Source organism: Mesorhizobium sp. M2A.F.Ca.ET.042.01.1.1 (genome assembly GCF_003997405.1).
Lineage (GTDB): Bacteria > Pseudomonadota > Alphaproteobacteria > Rhizobiales > Rhizobiaceae > Mesorhizobium.
The window spans coordinates 1-17,128 of sequence record NZ_RZRX01000131.1 but is presented as its reverse complement, the minus strand read 5'-3'; the positions used below and the strand labels follow the sequence as shown (position 1 = coordinate 17,128).

Below are 17,128 nucleotides of genomic sequence, written 5' to 3'. Positions count from 1 at the left end.
TTCCTCGTCCCTACTGGGTGAGCTACCCCGAAATGGTGGCGATCTGCGGCGGCACGTCGGTCTTCGCCGACACCTCGATCGACAATGGCTTCAAGCTCACGGCCGAGGTGCTGGAAAAGGCGATCACGCCGAAGACCAAATGGCTGCTGATGAACTCGCCGTCCAACCCGTCGGGCGCCGCCTACACGGAGGCCGAGCTCAGGGCGCTGGCCGACGTGCTGCTCAAGCATCCGCATGTCTGGACGCTGACCGACGACATGTATGAGCATCTGACCTATGGCGACTTCGTCTTCAAGACCATCGCCGAGGTCGAGCCGAATCTTTACGAGCGGACGCTGACGATGAACGGCGTGTCGAAAGCCTATGCCATGACCGGCTGGCGCATCGGCTACGCCGCCGGCCCGGTGCCGCTGATCAAGGCGATGGACATGATCCAGGGCCAGCAGACCTCGGGCGCCTGCACCATCGCGCAATGGGCTTCGGTCGAGGCGCTCAACGGCCCGCAGGATTTCATCGCGAAGAACAAGGCGATCTTCCAGGGCCGGCGCGACCTCGTCGTCTCGATGCTCAACCAGGCGCGCGGCATATCCTGCCCCTCGCCCGAAGGCGCCTTCTACGTCTATCCGTCTTGCGCTGAGCTGATCGGCAAGAAGACGAAGTCCGGCAAGGTGATCGACACCGACGAAGCCTTCTGCTCGGAACTGCTCGACGCCGAAGGTGTGGCGGTGGTGTTCGGCTCGGCCTTCGGCCTCGGTCCGAATTTCCGCATCTCCTACGCGACCTCGGAAACCTTGCTGGAGGAAGCCTGCACGCGCATCCAGCGCTTCACCGCGTCCTTGACCTGAAGGGCGCGAGAAGCTCCGAACGCGAAGAACCCGGCGTCACGCCGGGTTTTTTGTCAGAGGCTTGTCTCAGCCGCCATATTGCTCCGGTGTCACCGCTTCCAGCCACTCCGCATGGACGCCGTCCATCGCCTCCTGCATGGCGATATGGGTCATGGCGGTTTTCCATCCGGCGCCATGCCAGTGCTTCTCGCCCGGCGCGAAGGAGATGACGTCCCCTGCCCTGATCGTCTGGACCGGCTCGCCCCAGCTCTGGGCAAGTCCGGCGCCGGCCGTGACATAGAGCGTCTGCCCAAGCGGATGCGTGTGCCAGTAAGTGCGCGCGCCGGGCTCGAAACTGACCAGCGTCGCCCTCAGCCGCGCCGGCGCTTCTTTCTCGATGATCGGCGTCTGCAGCACCCGCCCGGTGAAATACGCCTCCGGCGCGATGATCGTCGGCACGCTGCCGCAAGCAATGATCTTCATCGTTCAGATCCTCGAACTCGTTGGTTGAACAAGGGGCCGCGCTCGGCCTCTCGTGGAGCAGTCTCCTCCTGCGGAGAGGCCATTGCAACGGCTTTGGGATGTTGCCGGCGCGGCAGCTCCGGTTGGGCGCTCAGGCACCAGCATTTTCTATTTTAGAATGTCTGAATACCGTCATAAATCATTGCTTTTTAACTATAAAATCGCCGCCTCGATCCAGCCGCCAGAGAACAGGTCAAGGCGGTCGCCGCGCTCAGCGTTTGTTAACGGCTGAGGTTCTAGCCATGGCGCGTGCTGTGGGGGCGCGGACATGAGTATCTTGGCGACAATCAAGGATCATAGCGGCCGTATCTATCGCGGCATCCAGGCTCTGCTCGTGATGAGCATCGCGGCCACCGGGCTCGCGGCTTTCGCGCTGACGGAGAACGCTTCCCGCGCCGGCGCGCTGACGATGTCGGCGGCATCGACCCTGATGGCGCTTCTGGTCTTGATGTATATGCGCTCGAGCGTCGTCCAGCGCCTGCAATCGGCGGAGGATGCCGAAGCCGAGAAGCACCGCTTTCTCACCGTCGATGCCATGACCGGCGCCATGACCCGGCGCTATTTCATCGAAGCGCTGCGCGACCGGCTGGGCGGTTTGCGCAACCGTCGCCAGGCAAGCCTGCTTCTGATCGACCTCGATCATTTCAAGCAGCTCAACGACACTTTCGGCCATCAGTTCGGCGACCTGGCGCTGGCCCATCTGGTCGCGGAAGCGCAACGCATCTTCGAGGACGGCGTCATCGGCCGGCTCGGCGGCGACGAGTTCGGCGTCATGGTTCCTCATGGCGACGTCGCCGTCATCAGCAAGGACGTGCGCCGGCTGCTCGATGCGATGCGGGCCGGCAAAAGACATGAAGGCAAGATCATTCCGCTGTCGATCTCGGTGGGTGTGGCGCTTGCGCCGCTGCATGCTTCGAACGGCGCTGAGTTGATGCTGCTGGCCGACCTTGCGCTCTACGAAAGCAAGGCAGGCGGCCGCGGCCGCGTCACCGTCTTCGACGAGGAGATGCTGTCGGACAAACGCTATCGCCGGCTGGTGGAACGCGAGCTGCGCGCCGCGATCTATCTCGGCGAGCTGGAACTGCATTATCAGCCGATCGTCGATCCCGACGGCTCGGTCGACGCGCTGGAGGGATTGATCCGCTGGCGCCATCCCGTGCGCGGCTTGATCTCGCCGGCGGAATTCATCCCGATCGCCGAGCGCTCGACGCTGATCGACATGATCGGCGAATGGGTCTTCAAGCGCGCCTGTGCCGATATCGGGCATTTTCCCGGACGGCGCATCTCGATCAACGTCTCCGGCGAGCAGCTGAAACGCGACGAGATCGTGACGATGTGCGACAGGATCCTGCGCGAAACCGGCCGGTCTGCCTCGCAATTCATCATCGAAATCACCGAGACGGTGGCGACGGCCGCGACGCCGGAGGTGCTGAGGCGCCTGGAGGCGCTGCGCGGCCTCGGCTTCCACATCGCGCTCGACGACTTCGGCACCGGACATTGCGGTTTCAACTATCTGAAGTCGCTGCCCATCGACAGCGTTAAGATCGACCGCTCCTATATCCGCAGCCTCGCCCATGACCAGGTGGCGCAGATCTTCGTCTCGGCGCTTGCCCAGATCGCTCGCATCCAGGAGATCGCCATCGTCGCGGAAGGCGTCGAGACCGAGCAGGAATTCACCCTCGCCCGAACAGCCGGCTGCAGCCGCTTCCAGGGCTATTTCTTCGGCAAGCCAGCGCCACGCGACAAGGCAAGCGCCTTGTGTGTCGCCGGCCGCGAGCCGCTCGCCCTCACGGCCTGACAAACCCAAGCCGGCGAAAATCCTATTTTTCTTGCCCTCCCGGCGAACCCGTGTGACGATGGCCTTGGGAAGGGGTGGATAAACCCCGCCCGCGACGGCCGAACAGGCCGGCCGCCGCTCTGCACAGGGTGCGATCGGACGCAAAAACCGGTTTCCACTTTTGCTGATCGCTCTCTTGGGAAACGCCTGAGTGGAGGTCAGCCATGGGTACTCGCGCCGGAGGACGACGCACGGGACCGAAATGCATCGCCATAGTCGGTCCCTTTGCAAGCGGTAAGACGACACTTCTCGAAGCAATCCTCGCCCGCACGGGCGCCATACCTCGCCAGTCACCCGTTTCATCGGGCAACACCGTCTCCGATCATTCGCCCGAAGCCCGCGCCCACGCCATGAGCGTCGAGGCGACCTTCGCCACCACCGATTTCATGGGCGAGCAGATCACCTTCGTCGATTGCCCCGGCTCCATCGAATTCGCCTTCGAGGCCGAACCCGTGCTTGCCGCGTGCGACCTTGCGGTCGTCGTCGCCGAGGCCGACGAGAAGAAGATCCCGGCGCTGCAGCTGATCATGCGCAAGCTCGACGATCTCGCCATTCCGCGCATCCTGTTCCTGAACAAGGTCGACAAGGCGATCGCCGGCGTGCGCGAGACGCTGAAGATGCTGCAGCCGGCAAGTTCGGTGCCGCTGCTCTTACGCCAGATTCCGGTGCGCAAGGACGGCATCGTCATCGGCTCGATCGATCTGGCGCTGGAACGCGCCTACATCTATCGCGAATACGCCGAAAGCCAGGTCGCCGAGATCCCGAACGACGACAAGGCGCGCGAGCTGGAAGCGCGTTTCTCCATGCTGGAGACATTGGCCGATCACGACGATCACCTGATGGAGCAATTGCTGGAGGAGATCGAGCCGCCGAAGGACGCGATCTTCGACGACCTCTCGGCCGACCTGCGCGCCGGCGCGGTGACGCCGGTGCTGATCGGCACGGCCGAGAAAGGCAACGGCGTGCTGCGCCTGTTGAAGGCCATTCGCCACGACGCGCCGGATGTCGAGGCGACGAGGAAGCGCCTTGGCGCGCCGGAAAGCCAGACTGTGGTGCAGGTGATGAAGACCATCCACACGGCGCATGGCGGCAAGCTTTCGGTGTCGCGCGTGCTTTCAGGCCAGTTGGCCGACGCGGCCGAGCTTTTCCTGTCCAACGGCGACACGACGAAGGTCTCCGGCATCTACAGGATGCTCGGCAAGGACCAGATCAAGCAGACATCGGCCAAGGCAGGCGACACCGTCGCGCTCGGCAAGCTCGACAACGTCAAGACCGGGCAGACGCTGAGTTCGGCCAAGGGCGGTATCCGGCCACTGGTCACGCTCGAGCCGCCGCAGCCCGTCTTCGCCTTCGCGCTTCGCCCCAAGGAGCGCAAGGACGAGGTCAAGATGTCGGCGGCGATCCAGCGGCTGGCCGAGGAGGACCCTTCGCTCAGCCTGCGTCACAATCAGGATTCGGCCGAGACCGTGCTGTCGGGCCACGGCGAGATGCATCTGCGCGTGGTGCGCGAGCGCCTTGAGGGCAAGAACCAGATTCCAATCGAGGGCCATGCCCCGGCGGTGCCCTACCGCGAGACGATCCGCAAATCGGCGCAGCAGCGCGGCCGCCACAAGAAGCAGTCCGGCGGCCACGGCCAGTTCGGCGACGTGGTGATCGAGATCAAGCCGCTGCCGCGCGGCTCCGGCTTCCAGTTCTCCGACACCATCACCGGCGGCGTGGTGCCGAAGACATACATCCAGTCGGTCGAGACCGGCGTTCGCGACTATCTGAAGACCGGCCCGCTCGGCTTCCCGGTCGTCGACGTCGCCGTCAACCTGTCGGACGGCTCCTACCATGCGGTCGACTCCTCGGACATGGCCTTCCAGATGGCGGCCAAGCTCGCGATGAAGGAAGGCATGGCCGCCTGCTCGCCGGTCCTGCTGGAGCCGGTGATGAAGGTCGAGATCGTCACGCCTTCCGACGCGACGTCGAAGATCATCGCGCTGATCCCGCAGCGGCGCGGCCAAATCCTCGGCTATGACGCGCGGCCCGACTGGCCGGGCTGGGACGTCGTCGAGGCGACCATGCCGCAGGCCGAAATCGGTGACCTGATCATCGAGCTGCGCTCGGCCACCGCCGGCGTCGCCAGCTACAAGGCAACCTTCGACCATATGGCCGAGCTCACCGGCCGGCTCGCCGACGAGGCCATGAACGCCAACGGCAAGGCCGCCTGAACAGGTCGGAGTGCCTGACGGGCTGTCCGCTGACGATATGAAAACGGCGTCCGGTTCACCCGGACGCCGTTTCAATTGCGGACCGTCTTCCTGGGAGGCAACGGCTGGTCCGCCGCATCCGGACAAATGGTTCGGACGCGGTAGCTGCCTGAGCCCGGCCATTTCGAGTGATGCCCCCATCTCTCGAACCGACCAACCGCGTCCTATGCTCTAGTTAAACCATAGACTGCGTCCGCGACATGTTACCCGATGTTACATGTCACTGTTACGTGCCGGATTCGGTCGTGTTTTTGCCGGCTCGAAGGCATGCGGGCAACAAAAAAGCCGGATCAATAAAGATCCGGCTGAGTTTGATTGGAAGTGCCGATTAGGGCTAACCTCCAGAGGGGAACACTCAAGGGCGCTAATGGGAGGAGAACGCGCCCTGGAGATGCGACTATATATGTGCTCATCATGCCCAAGAAACAAGCATCTATTTTGCAACACACGCATGCAAAAAGACGCAGGCTGTGGTCCAACCCATTCCAGAAAGCCATAGGACCAGGAAAATCGCGAATTTCGAGCCGTTTCCTGATCTAAAGCGACTGCTTAAATGCCAAATCAAGCAGATTTGCTCCGAAATATAGGCGACTCGGCAAATGATGCCCATTTCGGCATGCCGAGATTATTTTTGCGGCAGGAGATCGATGATGCGGACTTTTTCAGCAATCGCCGGCAGCGCCGTGTTTCTGGTGGTCGCGCCGGGCGTTGTCGCCGGACTGATGCCCTGGCTGCTGACCGACCATTATCGCAAACCTCAGGCGAATGTGCCGGGCTTCGTGGCCACGGGCTCTATTCTCGTGATCGTAGCAGCTGCGATCCTGCTGCACGCATTCGCCCGTTTTGCCCGCGAAGGGCTGGGCACGCCCGCTCCTGTGGCGCCGACGGAGAAACTGGTTGTGGGCGGCATCTACCGCCATGTCCGCAACCCGATGTACGTGGACGTGCTGGCGATCATTCTCGGCCAGGTTCTCATCTTTTCAAGCTGGCCGGTGCTGCTCTATGGCCTGATCGCCGCGGCTGCGATGGTCTCGTTCGTCAAGCTCTATGAAGAGCCGACACTCGCCCAACGCTATGGCGAAGAATACGAGGCCTACCGCCGCGCCGTGCCCGGCTGGCTGCCCCGGCTGACGCCATGGCGCGGGCAGTAGTCTCGGCCGGGCATTCAGTAAGACCAGCTGCGCGCCTTGGCGATAACGAAATCGCGAAAAACGTGGAGCTTCGCCTGGTTCTTCATCGCATCGGGATAGGCGAAATAGGTGTCGAAGGACGGCACCTCGGTCTCCGGCAGCAGCTGCACCAGGTTCGAGTCCTTGTTGATCACATAGTCCGGCAGCATGGCGATGCCCGCGCCGCCCTGCACCGCCCGCTTGATCGACAGGATGTCGTTGATCTGCAGTGTCGGCACCCGCTGCGCGCCCTCGAAATCGCCGACCGTCTCCAGCCAGTTCAGCTCCGACAGATGCGAAGGCACCGGCACGCCGAAGGTGACGATGCGATGGTTCCTGAGCTCCGCGATCGAGGCCGGCCTGCCGAACTTGGCGATGTAGGACGGCGCCGCGTAGAGGTGGAAATGCACCGTGAACAGCCGCCGCTGGATAAGGTCGGGCTGCTGCGGCTGGCGCAGCCGGATCGCGCAATCGGCCTGGCGCATGGTGAGGTCTAGCTCCTCATTGGCCAGGATCAGCTGCAGGCTGATCTCGGGATAGAGCTCGATGAATTCCTGCACGCGCTCGGTCAGCCAGCCGGCGCCCAGCCCCACCGTGGTCGTCACCCGGAGCACACCCGACGGGCGGTCCTTGGTCTCGGTGAGCCGCGTCTTGATGGTTTCCAGCTTCATCAGGACGTCATGCGCCGTGCGGAACAGCATCTCGCCCTGCTCGGTCAGCACCAGGCCACGCGCGTGACGGTGGAAGAGTGCTACGCCGACATCATGCTCCAGTGCGCTGACCTGCCGCGAAATGGCTGATTGCGACAGATGCAGCGTCTCGGCGGCATGGGTGAACGACCCAGCCTCCGCCGCTGCGTGAAATACGCGTAGCTTGTCCCAGTCCAGCGCCATGATTCCCCTCGCGTTGCATTTGGCGTCTGAATGAAAAATCAGGCTTTTAAACGGCCTTTTTCAGCCGATTTGTCACTCCGCCGCTTCGCGGTGAACCTCGATGCCAGCCAGATATTTTTCCGCCTCGAGCGCCGCCATGCAACCAAGCCCCGCGGCCGTCACCGCCTGGCGGTAGACATCGTCGGTGACGTCGCCGGCGGCGAACACGCCGGGCACGTCGGTGCGGGTCGAATCGGGTGCCGTCCACAGGTAGCCGTTCGGCTTCTGCTTGAGCTTGCCGACGAACAGCTCGACCGCCGGCGCATGGCCGATCGCGACGAACACGCCGTCGACCGGCAGCTTCGATTCCTGGCCGGTCACGACATTGCGCAGTGTCAGGCCTTCGACGGAAGGCGGCAGCGGCGCCTTGCCCGGACGTCCGGTGATCTCGTCCACCACCGTGTCCCAGATGACGCGGACATTGTCCTTCGCAAGCAGCCGCTCGCGCAGGATGCGCTCGGCACGGAAATCGCTGCGCCGATGGATGACGGTGACGCTTTTGGCGAGGTTCGACAGATAGAGCGCTTCCTCGACCGCGGAATTGCCGCCGCCGACCACCGCGACGTCCTTGCCGCGGTAGAAGAAGCCGTCGCAGGTGGCGCAGGCCGAAACGCCGAAGCCCATGAAGGTCTGCTCCGACGGGATGCCCAGCCACTTGGCCTGCGCGCCGGTGGCGATGATCAGCGCGTCCGCCGTGTAGACCGTGCCGGAATCGCCGGTGGCGCGGAACGGCCGTACATTGAGGTCGACCTCGGTGATGATGTCGTTGATGATGTCGGTGCCGACATGCTCGGCCTGCGCCAGCATCTGGCTCATCAGCCAGGGGCCCTGGATCGGATCGGCGAAGCCCGGATAATTCTCGACGTCGGTGGTGATCATCAATTGGCCGCCCTGCTGCAGGCCGGCGACCAGCATCGGCTTCAGCATGGCGCGGGCGGCATAGATCGCCGCCGTGTAGCCGGCCGGGCCGGAACCGATGATAAGAACGGGCGCATGTTTGGTGTTCATGAAAGTCCCCTGCGGCGCGCGGCCGTGGTTTTGTCGAGGATAATGTAAGGGTTGCCAACCATGGCAGCAAGACGAACGGACCGTCGTCCCCGGAAAGCTGCCGTCAGCTGGGTATTCGCAAAATCGCAGCTTTTGTTACCTCTAAAAATCGCGTCAATGAGGGGCTGGCGCGGACACAAAAGTCGTTTAATTACAAATTCGCGAAAGATTCTTGCGCAAGAGCCGAGACAGCCATGCCGCTCAAAGCCGACCTCGACGCCATCGACTGGAAGATCCTGCGCGAATTGCAAAGCGACGGGCGCATGACCAATGTCGAGTTGTCGAGCCGGGTCGGCATCTCGGCTCCGCCCTGCCTGCGCCGCGTCAGGCGGCTGGAAGAAGCCGGCATCATCCGCGGTTACCGCGCGCTTCTCAACGCGCCGGCGCTCGGCATGGATGTCGTCGCCTTCTGCCTGATCGGCCTGCACCATCAGGCTGATGCCGAGCTGAAGACCTTCGCCGAGCGCACGCGCGGCTGGCCGATCGTGCGCGACGCCTGGATGGTCTCGGGCGAATCCGATTTCCTGCTGCACTGCGTGGCAAGCGACCTCGGCACCTTCCAGACCTTCGTCATCGAGGAACTGGCTTCGGCCCCGAATGTGGACACGGTGCGCACCGCCTTGACCATCCGCCGCGTCAAGGATGAGGGGCTGGTGGCCTTCCCGACTTAATGTGCCGGCTTCCGGAAATTCCGCTGCAGAAACAACAGGCTTAACTTCAGGTCTTGAATCAACCTGCGATCAAAGCGATCGTATCGCGGTGAGTAGTCCACCAAGGTCCGTTGCGTCGCGCAATGGCAACACCGAAAGCCCGCCCATCATCGAGCCTTCGCCGTCGACAAGCCAGCCGCGCGCGAGGCCGGCGCGCTGGCCGGCTTCCATATCCGCCAGCTTGTCGCCGACGATCAGTGATCGTTTCAAGTCCAGGCCGAGCTGCCGGCCCGCCTCCAGCAGCATGCCTGGATTGGGCTTGCGCATCGGATGATCGGCCATCGCCAGTAGACCGGTGCCGGCCTCGTGGTAGGCGCAAGCCAGCACCATGTCGACAAACGCGTTCTGTTCAGCCAGCAGGTCGAGCACGCGCCCGTTGACCCGGGCGAACGCGTCCCAGCCGAAATAGCCGCGCGCGATGCCGGACTGGTTGGTGACGACAACGACCGGAATGCCGCGCTCATTCGCGGCCGCGATGACCGGCGCGATGCCATCGCGCAGCGCCATGGCCGCCGGATCGTCGGGATAGCCGGTATCGAGATTGATCGTGCCGTCGCGATCGAGGAACAGCGCCGGCCAGCCGGCCGGAAAGCTCCGGTCACCAACCCGCTCGACCCAAAGGCCCGGCCGGGCCAGCGGAAAGCCTTCGCTCTCAGCCATTGCTGAGACGCGCTTCGACCGCCTCGCATAGATGGTGGTAGAGGCAGAGATGCCCCTGCTGGATGATCGGCGTCGAGGTCGACGGCACGTTGAGCAGGATGTCGGTCAGCGGCGCGAGCTTGCCGCCGGTGTCGCCGGTCAGGCTGATCACCGTCATGCCCATCATGCGCGCCTGCTCGGCGGCGGCAAGGATGCTTGGCGAATTGCCGCTGGTGGAAATCGCAAGCAGCACGGCGCCTTCCGATCCATGCGCCTCGACCTGGCGCGAAAAGACGGTGTCGAAGCCGTAATCGTTGCCCCAGGCGGTCAGCACCGCGGCGTTGGCCGGCAGCGCGATGACGTTGTAGGCCTTGCGCTCCTTCAGGAAGCGGCCGACCAGCTCGCCGGCGATGTGGATGGCATCGCTGGCCGAGCCGCCATTGCCGCAGATCAGCAGCGCCTTGCCTTGCGCAAGCGCGGTTACGACCGAGCCCACCGCGCGCTCCATCTCGCCGGTGAGGTTGCGCTCGACCATTGCCGAGATCGCCGCCGCGGAGCGGACCAGATAGTCGTTCAAATCGGACATGAGATCCTCAGTTTGCGGCACGCAGCTTGCCGATCGTGTTCGTCGTGCTCTTGCCGGCGACGAGGTCGACCAGCACCACGCGCCCGCCCGCTTTCTGCACCACATCGGCGCCGACCACGGTCTCCATCGTGTAATCCGCGCCCTTGACCAGGATGTCGGGCAGCAGCGCCTCGATCAGCTTGAGCGGCGTGTCTTCCTCGAAGACGACGACGGCGTCGACCGAGGCAAGCGCTGCCAGCACGCAGGCGCGGTCATGCTGGTTGTTGACGGGACGCCCCGGCCCTTTCAGCCGGCGCACCGAATCGTCGCTGTTGAGGCCAAGCACCAGCCGGTCGCACTGGCTGCGGGCGGCATGCAGCAGGCTGACATGGCCGGCATGCAGGATGTCGAAACAGCCATTGGTGAAGCCGACCGTGAGGCCCTCTTCCTTCCAGGCGGCGACCATCCTGGCCGCAGCATTGGCGTCAAGAATGGCATCGGTATGAGCCGTCGGCCCATGCGAGCGGAACAGCGCGCCGGACAGTTCCTCGACATTCAATCGTGCCGTGCCGCGTTTTCCCACCACGACGCCGCCGGCCGCATTGGCGATGACGGCGGCATGCACCCGGTCGGCGCCGGCGGCGAGCGAAAGCGCGAAGCTCGCGATGACCGTGTCGCCGGCACCGGAAACGTCGAACACTTCGCGGGCCTGGGTGGAGATGTGGCGGGCATCCTCGGCGGAGACCACGCTCATGCCTTTCTCGCTGCGCGTGGCGACGATGAACTCGAAATCATGCTCGGCGATCAGGTCGCGCGCCGCGGCCACGATCTCGTCATCGCCGAACACCTTGCGCCCGACCGCTTCGCCAAGCTCCTTGCGGTTCGGCGTCACTGCCGTGGCGCCGGCATAGCGCGCATAGTCGCGCCCCTTCGGATCGACCAGCACCGGCTTGCCGGCGTCGCGGCAGATCGCGATCAGCTCGCCGGCGACGCCGTCGAGCAGGATGCCCTTGCCGTAATCGGAAAGGATCACGATGTCGGCGCCGCCAAGCGCGGCCTGGAAATGATCGATGAGCTTCGCCCGCTCGGCGGAGCTGAGCGGCTTGATCTCTTCCTCGTCGAAGCGCAGCACCTGCTGGTTAAGCGCGCTGAAGCGGCTTTTCGACGAGGTCATGCGGTCCGGCCGCTGCAGAAGCCCGTCCGTGTCGACGCCGATCTCGCCGAGCATGCGCATCAGATTGTTGCCGGCCTGGTCGGCGCCGATCACCGAAACGGGTATCGCCGCCCCGCCCAGCGAAACGATGTTGGAGACGACATTGCCGGCGCCGCCCATGTTCAGCGTTTCGCCCCGTCCATGCAGCACGGGGATCGGAGCCTCCGGCGAGATGCGCTCGATCACGCCGCTGACGAAACGGTCGAGAATGAAATCGCCGACCACCAGCACGGTGACCTCGCCGAACCGGGCGATGGTGCGATGCAGAGGTTCCGGAGAGGGCGGATTGTGCTTGATCATCTCGCTCGACATATGCCTGAAAAAGGCAGGACTTGATTAGCTTTCAGCGCCGGAATTGTGGCGCACCTCGCTCAACGCGATGCGGATATACCGCAATTGGGGCGAGCGCAACGGCAGGCCCCGATTGGCTGCGGCCGGAACCAGCTGTGCAATCAGCTTCTCTGCAGGGCCACGTGGACGCCGAGGCCGACCAGCACGGCGCCGCCTGCACGCTGCATCAGCCGCTGCGCCCGCCCTGAACGCCGCAGCCGGGCGATCATCGCGCCGGCCAGGAATACGCAAACAATATCGGCGGAGGAAAACATCAGATTGACGATGGTTCCAAGCACGACGAACTGCAGCCAGACCGGGAACGCCGCCGAGGCATCGATGAATTGCGGCAAGAACGCCATGAAGAAGATCGCCGTCTTCGGATTGAGCACCTCGACGGTGATGCTTTCGAAAAAGGCGCGCCGAGCCGATTTCCGCTCGATGGCCGGCAGAGCCGTATCGCCGGCCGTCCGTTTGCGGAACATGGAAACGCCGAGCCAGATCAGATAAAGCGCGCCGCAGAGCTTGACCGCCAGATAGAGCGGCGGCACGGCGTGGAACAGCACCGACAGGCCGGCGGCGGCCGCAAAGACATGGAAATAACCGCCAAGGTGAATGCCAAGTACCGCCGTCAGCCCGGACCAACGGCCACGCGCCATTGTCTGCGCAGCGGCGTAGAGCATGGCAGGACCGGGAATGTAGGCGAAGATCGCGGTGGTGGCGAAAAACGCGATGAGCAGTTCGGTCGACGGCATGCTTGGTCCCTCATGGTACTGTGGTAGCGCCTGCTTTATCGACACTCCCGTCCACCTCCCCTATAAGGGCCGGAATCGGCAACGGAGCAAGGCTGAAAAGCATGATCATCGTCACGGGCGGCGCCGGTATGATCGGCTCCAACATCGTCGCCGCTCTCAATGCCGAGGGGCATGACGACATCGTCGTAGTCGACGATCTCACCGACGGCCACAAGATCGCCAACCTCGCCGACCTTCGTATCGCCGACTATCTCGACAAGGACGATTTTCTCGCCCAGTTCGAGAACGGCGCGCTCGGCCGCATTGAGGCCGTCTTCCACCAGGGCGCGTGCTCGACCACCACAGAGTGGAACGGCAAGTTCATGATGGAGGTGAACTACACCTATTCGAAGCGGCTCCTGCATGCCTGCCTCGCTTTGCGCGTGCCTTTCCTCTATGCCTCCTCCGCATCCGTCTATGGCGGCGGCAGCGAGTTCCGGGAGGAGCCCGAATTCGAGCGCCCGCTCAACGTCTATGCCTATTCGAAGAAGCTGTTCGACGACTATGTCCGTCGTAATGTCGACGCCGACCATTCGCAGGTGACGGGGCTGCGCTACTTCAACGTCTACGGACCGCGCGAGGCGCACAAGGGCGCCATGGCGTCCGTCGCCTTCCATCTCTTCAACCAGGTCGAGCGCGGTGAAAATCCGAAACTCTTCGGCGCCTATGGCGACTTCGGCCCGGGCGAGCAGAGCCGCGACTTCATCCATGTCGGCGATGTCGCCGACGTCAATCTGTGGCTTTGGAAAAAGGGCCAGAGCGGCATATTCAACTGCGGCACCGGCCGCGCCCAGCCGTTCCGCGCCATCGCCGAAACGGTGATCGACACGCTGGGCAAGGGCGAGATCGAGTTCATCCCCTTCCCCGACCATCTCAAGGGCAGCTACCAGAGTTTTACGCAGGCTGATATGTCTCGCTTGCGCGCGGCCGGCTACAATGGCCAATTCCGCACAGTCGAAACCGGCGTCAGGGACTATGTCGAATGGCTGAAGGCCCAACGATCCTCGTGATCGGCCCACGCTGGGTGGGCGACATGGTCATGGCGCAGTGCCTGTTTGCGGCGCTGAAGGAAAAACATCCGCGCGCGGCCATCGATGTGCTCGCGCCGGCCTGGGCAGCGCCTTTGGTCAAGCGCATGCCCGAGATACGCAGCCAGATCGATTTTCCGCTGATGCCGGGCGCGCTCGAATTCCGCAGCCGCAGGCGCTTCGGCCGCCTGCTGCGCGGCCGCTACGACATGGCTTATGTGCTGCCGGGAAGCTGGAAATCGGCGCTGATCCCGTTCTTTGCCCGCATCCCGCATCGTGTCGGCAATCTGCGCGAAATGCGCTACGGACTGCTCACCGATATCGTGCCGCTGCCCGAAGCGCTGAAACGGCGCACCGCGCGCGCCTATTTCGGCCTGGCGCGCGGCGGCACGTTTCGCGCGCCGAGGCTCGCCGTCGACAAGGCCAACCAGGCTGATCTGCTGGCGCGGTTCGGGCTGACGGGAAGGAAATTCGTGGCGCTCATGCCAGGCGCCGAGTTCGGCCCGGCAAAACGCTGGCCGAGCGATCACTATGCCGGGCTTGCCCGGGACATGATGGCAAAGGGTCTGGGCGTCGTGCTGCTCGGCTCGAAGAACGATGCCGGCGTGACCGGGGAGATCGCGACGCTCGCGCCCGGCGCCATCGACCTTGCCGGCAAGACGCGGCTGGAGGACGCCATCGACCTGATCGCCGCGGCGAAGCTTGCGGTCTCGAACGACAGCGGCCTGATGCATGTCGCGGCAGCCGTCGGCACGCCCATCGTCGCCGTGTACGGTTCGACGTCGCCGGAAAACACGCCGCCGCTCAGCGAGCGCTCCGAACTGATCTGGCTGCATCTGTCCTGCTCGCCCTGCCATAAGAAGATCTGCCCGCTCGGGCACCTCAACTGCCTGAAGACGCTCGATGTCGCGCGCGTCACTGCCGCGGCCGACCGCCTGCTCAAGGTTTCGGCGGCCGCATGAAAGTGCTGATCGTCAAGACATCGTCGATGGGCGATGTCATTCACACGTTTCCGGCCGTCGAGGACGCGGTGCGCAACCGCCCCGATATCAGCTTCGACTGGTGCGTGGAGGAGCCGTTTGCCGGCATCGTGGCCTTGCATCCGGCGATCGGAGCGATCCACAAGGTGGCGGTCCGGCGTTGGCGCAAGAGGCTTTTCGACGGCGGCACATGGCGCGAGATGTCCGGTTTGCGCCGAGCGCTCCGTGCCTCCCGGTACGATCTTGTCATCGACGCGCAAGGCTTGCTGAAGTCGGCCCTGGTCGCCATCCAGGCCGGCGCGCCGATTGCCGGCTTCGACCGCGCCAGCGCCCGTGAGCCTTCGGCGACGTTGTTCTATCAGCGCAAATACGCCGTGCCGCGCGACCTGCATGCTATCGAGCGCACCAGGCGGCTGTTCGGCCTGGCGCTGGGCTACCAGCCTGACCTGTCGGCGCTCGAGTCCGGCATCGTGCCGCCAGCGGGCGCGCTGCCCGGCGTTGAAGGCAAAACCGCTTTCCTGCTCCACGGCACCAGCCGCGAGGACAAGAAATGGCCGGCCGAGGACTGGATCGGAACCGCGCGCGAGTTGGCCGACCGGCAATTCACGCCGGTGGTCACATGGTCGAATGAGGCGGAAAAGAGGGTGGCAGAGGCGATCGCCGGTGCCGTGCCAAAGACGGTGCTGGTTGCGAAATCGCCGCTCGCGGACGTCGCCGCGATCCTCGGCCGTTCGACGCTGGTCATCGGCGCCGACACCGGACTCACCCACCTCGCCAGCGCCTTCGGCGTCCCGACCGTCGCTATCTTCCTGGCAACGGAGCCCGGTCTCACCGGCCCGCGCGGGAAGTTTGCATCGACCTTGATGGCGCCAGCCGGCGGCAAGGTAACGCCTGCTGAGGTGATGGCGGAAGCGGAGCGCCAGCTGGCGCTCAGATCAGACGCGCCAGCTTAGACCGCGGCTGCTTCGTCACGGAGGCTTCAGCCAATTCCGAACGTTTGCAATGGATCCGCAGCGAGCCGGCTCAGAAATCGACGCAAGAACATGATCTCGAAAAGTGAGAACCGAAAGATCATGTTCTAACAAAGAGTTAGATCAGGATGACAATTCAATGAAACGTCATCCCAATCTGGCGAAGCGCACTAAATGAATTGCACCTGGACGATCTCATACCCGCGAGCGCCGCCGGGAGCGTTGACCTCGATGGCGTCGCCGACTTCCTTGCCGATGAGCGCTCGCGCGATCGGCGAGGAGATCGAGATGCGGCCGGACTTCACGTCCGCTTCCTGGTCGCCGACGATCTGGTAGGTCTTCTTTTCCTCGGTGTCCTCGTCGACGAGCACGACGGTCGCGCCGAACTTCACCTTGTCGCCGGAAAGCTTGGAGACGTCGATGACCTCGGCGCGCGCGATCAGATCCTCGAGCTCGTTGATGCGGCCTTCATTGTGGCTCTGCGACTCCTTGGCCGCGTGATATTCGGCATTTTCGGACAGGTCGCCATGCGAGCGCGCTTCGGAGATCGCCTCGATGATCCGCGGACGCTCCTCTTGCTGGCGCCAACGCAGTTCTTCCTTCAATGACGCGAACCCCTCGCCTGTCATCGGGACCTTGATCATATGCCTGACCTTTCCTGCCGCCACCCCCGCTTTTCGGGAGCAGCCTTGTCAAATGGGTACAAAAAGAAAACGGTCCGGCAGCCTCGGGCTAACGGAACCGTTTCACCACAATTTCCCTGAATATAGCGATCTTGGCGCGATTTTCACGTGCAAAAATGAAGTTCGGCAAAATGATCACCGCTTTCGCGGATGCTGGTTGATGGCGAACAACAAAAAGCCGGCTACGATTGCTCGCAGCCGGCCCGAAGAGCTTGAAGCCTTGTTCAGCTCCGCAGGAAATGATTGATCTGCTCGGACAGCATGCCGTATTCGCGCGAGCCCGTGCCGGTCCGCTTTTCGATTTCCTTGAGCTGTTCCTGAGCGCCGGCGAGATCGCCGATCTGCAGATGCGCTTCGCCGAGATATTCACGCACAAGCGTGTAGTTCGGGTCGATGCGCAGCGCTTCCTCGTAGTAGCCGAGGCCGACCGTGACGCGGCCCGAATGGCGATGCGAATAGCCGAGATAGTTGAGGATGCGCGGATCCTGCTTGTTGGCGGCGAGCGTCAGCACCGAGATCGCCTCGTCATAGCGCCCGGCCATCGCCAGATCGTGGCCGGCCTCATAAATGCTGTCGTCGTCCAGCATGCCATATTGCGGCTTCACGCATTTGTTCTTCTTCTTGTCCCAGAC

17 protein-coding genes are annotated in these 17,128 nt (G+C 63.6%); 8 read left to right on the top strand and 9 right to left on the bottom strand.

The window, feature by feature from the left end:
- Nucleotides 1–845 (top strand): pyridoxal phosphate-dependent aminotransferase (locus EOA23_RS20010; RefSeq protein WP_145966444.1); only part of this gene is annotated, 845 nt, incomplete at its 5' end.
- 66 nt (nucleotides 846–911) lie between these two features.
- Here the strand turns inward: EOA23_RS20010 and EOA23_RS20005 are convergent.
- Nucleotides 912–1,307 (bottom strand): cupin domain-containing protein, encoded by a 396-nt coding sequence (locus EOA23_RS20005; RefSeq protein ID WP_127305421.1) that lies wholly within the window; start codon nucleotides 1,305–1,307, stop codon nucleotides 912–914.
- Between the two features lie 307 nt (nucleotides 1,308–1,614).
- Between EOA23_RS20005 and EOA23_RS20000 the strand changes: the two genes are divergently transcribed.
- The 3 genes from EOA23_RS20000 to EOA23_RS19990 all read left to right on the top strand — a co-directional run bounded on the left by EOA23_RS20000 (nucleotide 1,615) and on the right by EOA23_RS19990 (nucleotide 6,586).
- On the top strand, nucleotides 1,615–3,144 hold the full coding sequence (locus EOA23_RS20000; protein WP_127305420.1) for an EAL domain-containing protein: 1,530 nt from the start codon (nucleotides 1,615–1,617) through the stop codon (nucleotides 3,142–3,144).
- Between the two features lie 203 nt (nucleotides 3,145–3,347).
- Nucleotides 3,348–5,396: an elongation factor G gene (locus EOA23_RS19995; protein WP_127305419.1), complete on the top strand. Its 2,049-nt coding sequence runs from the start codon at nucleotides 3,348–3,350 to the stop codon at nucleotides 5,394–5,396.
- Nucleotides 5,397–6,085: 689 nt separating this feature from the next.
- On the top strand, nucleotides 6,086–6,586 hold the full coding sequence (locus EOA23_RS19990) for an isoprenylcysteine carboxylmethyltransferase family protein (RefSeq protein ID WP_127305418.1): 501 nt from the start codon (nucleotides 6,086–6,088) through the stop codon (nucleotides 6,584–6,586).
- 14 nt (nucleotides 6,587–6,600) lie between these two features.
- Here EOA23_RS19990 and EOA23_RS19985 read toward each other — a convergent pair whose 3' ends face one another.
- Together EOA23_RS19985 and trxB are read right to left on the bottom strand one after the other, a co-directional pair.
- Nucleotides 6,601–7,497 (bottom strand): LysR family transcriptional regulator, encoded by an 897-nt coding sequence (locus EOA23_RS19985; protein ID WP_042646207.1) that lies wholly within the window; start codon nucleotides 7,495–7,497, stop codon nucleotides 6,601–6,603.
- 72 nt (nucleotides 7,498–7,569) lie between these two features.
- Nucleotides 7,570–8,544 carry a thioredoxin-disulfide reductase gene (trxB, locus tag EOA23_RS19980; protein ID WP_126059818.1) on the bottom strand — a complete coding sequence of 325 codons (975 nt, stop codon included), beginning with the start codon at nucleotides 8,542–8,544 and terminating at the stop codon, nucleotides 7,570–7,572.
- A gap of 233 nt (nucleotides 8,545–8,777) precedes the next feature.
- Between trxB and EOA23_RS19975 the strand changes: the two genes are divergently transcribed.
- Nucleotides 8,778–9,254, top strand: coding sequence for an Lrp/AsnC family transcriptional regulator (locus tag EOA23_RS19975; protein WP_095817346.1), 477 nt, complete (start codon nucleotides 8,778–8,780; stop codon nucleotides 9,252–9,254).
- A gap of 69 nt (nucleotides 9,255–9,323) precedes the next feature.
- On the opposite strand, the gene EOA23_RS19970 is transcribed toward EOA23_RS19975, so the two are convergent.
- The 4 genes from EOA23_RS19970 to EOA23_RS19955 all read right to left on the bottom strand — a co-directional run bounded on the left by EOA23_RS19970 (nucleotide 9,324) and on the right by EOA23_RS19955 (nucleotide 12,795).
- Nucleotides 9,324–9,953 (bottom strand): HAD family hydrolase, encoded by a 630-nt coding sequence (locus tag EOA23_RS19970; protein ID WP_127305417.1) that lies wholly within the window; start codon nucleotides 9,951–9,953, stop codon nucleotides 9,324–9,326.
- Entirely contained in the window at nucleotides 9,946–10,518 is a 573-nt protein-coding gene (locus EOA23_RS19965; RefSeq protein WP_126059816.1) for an SIS domain-containing protein, read from the bottom strand. Before EOA23_RS19965 ends, EOA23_RS19970 begins: the two co-directional genes overlap by 8 nt.
- Before the next feature lie 7 nt (nucleotides 10,519–10,525).
- Complete coding sequence (gene rfaE1, locus EOA23_RS19960) at nucleotides 10,526–12,010, bottom strand: D-glycero-beta-D-manno-heptose-7-phosphate kinase (RefSeq protein ID WP_127305416.1); 1,485 nt, start codon at nucleotides 12,008–12,010, stop codon at nucleotides 10,526–10,528.
- A gap of 152 nt (nucleotides 12,011–12,162) precedes the next feature.
- Complete coding sequence (locus EOA23_RS19955) at nucleotides 12,163–12,795, bottom strand: LysE family translocator (RefSeq protein WP_127305415.1); 633 nt, start codon at nucleotides 12,793–12,795, stop codon at nucleotides 12,163–12,165.
- A gap of 101 nt (nucleotides 12,796–12,896) precedes the next feature.
- On the opposite strand from EOA23_RS19955, the gene rfaD reads away from it, so the two are divergent.
- From rfaD to waaC, 3 genes are read left to right on the top strand one after another with little or no spacing between them, the layout of a single operon-like run.
- A complete protein-coding gene (gene rfaD, locus EOA23_RS19950) occupies nucleotides 12,897–13,844 on the top strand; it encodes an ADP-glyceromanno-heptose 6-epimerase (protein ID WP_127305414.1) in 948 nt (315 codons plus the stop codon).
- Nucleotides 13,817–14,824, top strand: a complete 1,008-nt coding sequence (waaF, locus tag EOA23_RS19945; protein ID WP_127305413.1) for a lipopolysaccharide heptosyltransferase II — start codon at nucleotides 13,817–13,819, stop codon at nucleotides 14,822–14,824. The genes rfaD and waaF overlap by 28 nt, the downstream gene beginning before the upstream one ends.
- Nucleotides 14,821–15,795: a lipopolysaccharide heptosyltransferase I gene (gene waaC, locus EOA23_RS19940; RefSeq protein WP_127305412.1), complete on the top strand. Its 975-nt coding sequence runs from the start codon at nucleotides 14,821–14,823 to the stop codon at nucleotides 15,793–15,795. The genes waaF and waaC overlap by 4 nt, the downstream gene beginning before the upstream one ends.
- A gap of 188 nt (nucleotides 15,796–15,983) precedes the next feature.
- Here waaC and greA read toward each other — a convergent pair whose 3' ends face one another.
- Entirely contained in the window at nucleotides 15,984–16,457 is a 474-nt protein-coding gene (gene greA / locus EOA23_RS19935) for a transcription elongation factor GreA (protein WP_027168132.1), read from the bottom strand.
- A 263-nt stretch (nucleotides 16,458–16,720) separates the two neighbouring features.
- The coding region (locus EOA23_RS19930; protein ID WP_127305411.1) for a tetratricopeptide repeat protein at nucleotides 16,721–17,128 on the bottom strand (408 nt) is incomplete at its 5' end.

Coding starts and splice junctions, on each gene's coding strand:
- EOA23_RS20000 (WP_127305420.1), top strand. CDS start 1,615: ATGAGTATCTTGGCGACAATCAAGGATCATAGCGGCCGTATCTATCGC.
- waaC (WP_127305412.1), top strand. CDS start 14,821: ATGAAAGTGCTGATCGTCAAGACATCGTCGATGGGCGATGTCATTCAC.
- EOA23_RS19985 (WP_042646207.1), bottom strand. CDS start 7,497: ATGGCGCTGGACTGGGACAAGCTACGCGTATTTCACGCAGCGGCGGAG.
- waaF (WP_127305413.1), top strand. CDS start 13,817: ATGGCTGAAGGCCCAACGATCCTCGTGATCGGCCCACGCTGGGTGGGC.
- EOA23_RS19995 (WP_127305419.1), top strand. CDS start 3,348: ATGGGTACTCGCGCCGGAGGACGACGCACGGGACCGAAATGCATCGCC.
- EOA23_RS19965 (WP_126059816.1), bottom strand. CDS start 10,518: ATGTCCGATTTGAACGACTATCTGGTCCGCTCCGCGGCGGCGATCTCG.
- EOA23_RS20005 (WP_127305421.1), bottom strand. CDS start 1,307: ATGAAGATCATTGCTTGCGGCAGCGTGCCGACGATCATCGCGCCGGAG.
- trxB (WP_126059818.1), bottom strand. CDS start 8,544: ATGAACACCAAACATGCGCCCGTTCTTATCATCGGTTCCGGCCCGGCC.
- EOA23_RS19990 (WP_127305418.1), top strand. CDS start 6,086: ATGCGGACTTTTTCAGCAATCGCCGGCAGCGCCGTGTTTCTGGTGGTC.
- EOA23_RS19970 (WP_127305417.1), bottom strand. CDS start 9,953: ATGGCTGAGAGCGAAGGCTTTCCGCTGGCCCGGCCGGGCCTTTGGGTC.
- rfaE1 (WP_127305416.1), bottom strand. CDS start 12,010: ATGATCAAGCACAATCCGCCCTCTCCGGAACCTCTGCATCGCACCATC.
- EOA23_RS19975 (WP_095817346.1), top strand. CDS start 8,778: ATGCCGCTCAAAGCCGACCTCGACGCCATCGACTGGAAGATCCTGCGC.
- rfaD (WP_127305414.1), top strand. CDS start 12,897: ATGATCATCGTCACGGGCGGCGCCGGTATGATCGGCTCCAACATCGTC.
- EOA23_RS19955 (WP_127305415.1), bottom strand. CDS start 12,795: ATGCCGTCGACCGAACTGCTCATCGCGTTTTTCGCCACCACCGCGATC.
- greA (WP_027168132.1), bottom strand. CDS start 16,457: ATGATCAAGGTCCCGATGACAGGCGAGGGGTTCGCGTCATTGAAGGAA.